This is a genomic window from Arthrobacter sp. 2YAF22_2 (assembly GCF_052114645.1).
GTDB lineage: Bacteria > Actinomycetota > Actinomycetes > Actinomycetales > Micrococcaceae > Arthrobacter.
In genome coordinates, this window is sequence record NZ_JBFRFD010000539.1 from 1 (window position 1) to 2,323 (window position 2,323).

Annotated in this window: 2 protein-coding genes and 1 pseudogene; 1 reads left to right on the top strand and 2 read right to left on the bottom strand. The window is 66.0% G+C overall.

The genetic code is table 11. The annotated features are described in order from the left end of the window. Positions 1 to 446 precede the first annotated feature (446 nt). On the top strand, positions 447 to 1,874 hold the full coding sequence (locus tag AB4Y86_RS17020; protein WP_441403347.1) for a GH1 family beta-glucosidase: 1,428 nt from the start codon (positions 447 to 449) through the stop codon (positions 1,872 to 1,874). 18 nt (positions 1,875 to 1,892) lie between these two features. On the opposite strand, the gene AB4Y86_RS17025 is transcribed toward AB4Y86_RS17020, so the two are convergent. Continuing rightward, positions 1,893 to 2,027, bottom strand: a complete 135-nt coding sequence (locus AB4Y86_RS17025) for a hypothetical protein (protein WP_441403348.1) — start codon at positions 2,025 to 2,027, stop codon at positions 1,893 to 1,895. Positions 2,028 to 2,159: 132 nt separating this feature from the next. Next, positions 2,160 to 2,323, bottom strand: a pseudogene (locus AB4Y86_RS17030) (elongation factor Tu); the annotation flags it as partial.

The following is a 2,323-nucleotide window of genomic DNA, read 5'->3' on the forward strand; positions in this document are numbered from 1 at the left end:
CAGCCGGATGCGGATTTTTTGTCCCGCCATGTCGCCTGACTCTCTTTCAGTCTGTGCTTCCCCTGGTTAGGGCTGCCCTGTTCACTTACCTGTTGTGCGGCTGCCGAAGCATTTGAAGTCGTAACTACCACCCGCCGCACAAGCTGAATCCGGATGAATCCGGGTTCCTCAACCTGCCGGCGTAACCGACCCCCGCGGTCGGGCGTGTCGCGCATTCCGCGCGTACTTGCCCGCAATTCCTTGGGAAGTGGGTTATGTTTGGGCTCTTACTTGGACCCTGACACCCGGCATTATCCGGATCGGGACACGAAAGAGCGCTTGAACAACTCATCTAGTATGCCGGAATTAATCGGGAGAAGCGAATCAGCCGCCGACGGCGGCGTCCCGGACCGCGTGCCGTCGCCCTGCTCATTGCCTTCAGCAACCGTCGATACGAAGATAGGGGCATGACCGCGCAGGAAACGCCAGCCCTCCCGGACCTCGCCGCCCGCCTGCCGCAAGGCTTCATGCTGGGGGTTGCCTCCGCCGCCTTCCAGATCGAGGGCGCCCTCGCCGCCGGCGGTCGCGGCCCCTCCGGTTGGGACGCCTTCGCGGAGAAGCCGGGGAGCATCCTGGACGGCCACTCCCCCGCCGTCGCCTGCGACCACTACCACCGCTCCGACGACGACGTCCGGCTGATGCGCGAGCTCGGCATCGACTCCTACCGTTTCTCGATCTCCTGGCCGCGGATCCAGCCGGACGGAACGGGACCGTTCAACGCCGAGGGCCTCGACTTCTACGACCGGCTGATCGACAGGCTCCTGGAGGCCGGCATCGCGCCGATGGCGACCCTGTACCACTGGGACACCCCGCTCCCCCTCGAGCACCGCGGCGGCTGGATGAACCGGACGACGGCGGAGCGCTTCGCCGAGTACAGCGCCGCGGCCGGTGCCCGGTTCGGCGACCGCGTCACCCAGTGGGTGACGCTGAACGAACCGGCCTCCGTCACCCTTAACGGGTACGCCCTGGGTGTGCACGCCCCCGGCCACGATCTGCTCTTCGACGCCCTGCCGTCGGTGCACCACCAGTTGCTGGCGCACGGCCTGGCGGTGCAGGCGTTGCGGGCCGCGGGGGTCAGCGGCGCTGTCGGCGTCACCAACCTGCACTCCCCGGTCCGGCCGGCGACGCGCTCGGTTACGGACCGGTTGCTTGCCAGGGTTTTCGATCTGGCACTGAACCGCATCTACGCCGATCCGATCCTGCTGGGGAGCTATCCCAAACCTCCGCTGCTGGCCCGGCCGTGGTTCCGTTCGCTGGGAAGGATCACCGACGCTGACCTGCGCGACATCCACCAGCCGCTGGACTTCTATGGACTGAACTATTACTACCCGGTCAAGGTGGCCACGGGCCGCGGCCCGGCGGACAGCCCAGTCGGCTCAGCCGAGGCGATGGTGCGGCTGCCGTTCCACATGGCAGCCTTCCCCGAATATGAGACCACGGGCTTCGGCTGGCCGGTGGCGCCGGATCATCTGGGCCCGCTGCTGCGGGAGCTGAAGGACCGGTACGGTGAGGCGCTGCCGCCGCTGTACATTACCGAGAGCGGGGCCAGCTTCCCCGAACCCGACCACGTCGACGGTCCGATCGCCGACACGGGCCGGATCAACTACCTCGCCAGCCATCTCGGCCAGGCCCTGGCGGCGACCGCGCCCGGCGGCATCGCCGCCGACGTCGAACTCCTTGGCTATTACGTCTGGACCCTGATGGACAACTTCGAATGGGCGGCCGGCTACTCCCAGCGCTTCGGCCTGATCCACGTCGACTTCGAGACCCAGGAACGGACCCCCAAGGAGTCCTTCTACTGGTACCAGGCCCTCAGCCGGGCCAGGCTGCGCTGACGCGGCCCGTCCGCCGCGCTACTGGTTCTTGTTGGCCCGGTCGATCCGCTTTGCGCGCTCGATCTCGTGCCGGAAATACTTTTTGGCCCACAGGCCGCCGCCGATGACAACCACCACGGCGACCGCCAGAATCAGCAAGATGATCCACTCCATGTCGGCATCCCTTCTTCACCTGCAACGGTAGCAGGGGTTAAACGGAACAGCCCCGCTGCAGTGCAGCGGGGCTGTTCCTCCCTCGTGGCGGCCGTCAGACGGCCTGAGGATTCAAGCTAGGTCAACAAGTAGTTACTTGATGATCTTGGTGACACGTCCCGAACCAACGGTGCGGCCGCCTTCGCGGATTGCGAAGCCGAGGCCTTCTTCCATGGCGATGGGCTGGATGAGCGCAACGGTCATCTCAGTGTTGTCGCCGGGCATAACCATTTCCGTGCCTTCCGGCAGGGTGATAA

Coding starts and splice junctions, on each gene's coding strand:
- AB4Y86_RS17020 (WP_441403347.1), top strand. CDS start 447: ATGACCGCGCAGGAAACGCCAGCCCTCCCGGACCTCGCCGCCCGCCTG.
- AB4Y86_RS17025 (WP_441403348.1), bottom strand. CDS start 2,027: ATGGAGTGGATCATCTTGCTGATTCTGGCGGTCGCCGTGGTGGTTGTC.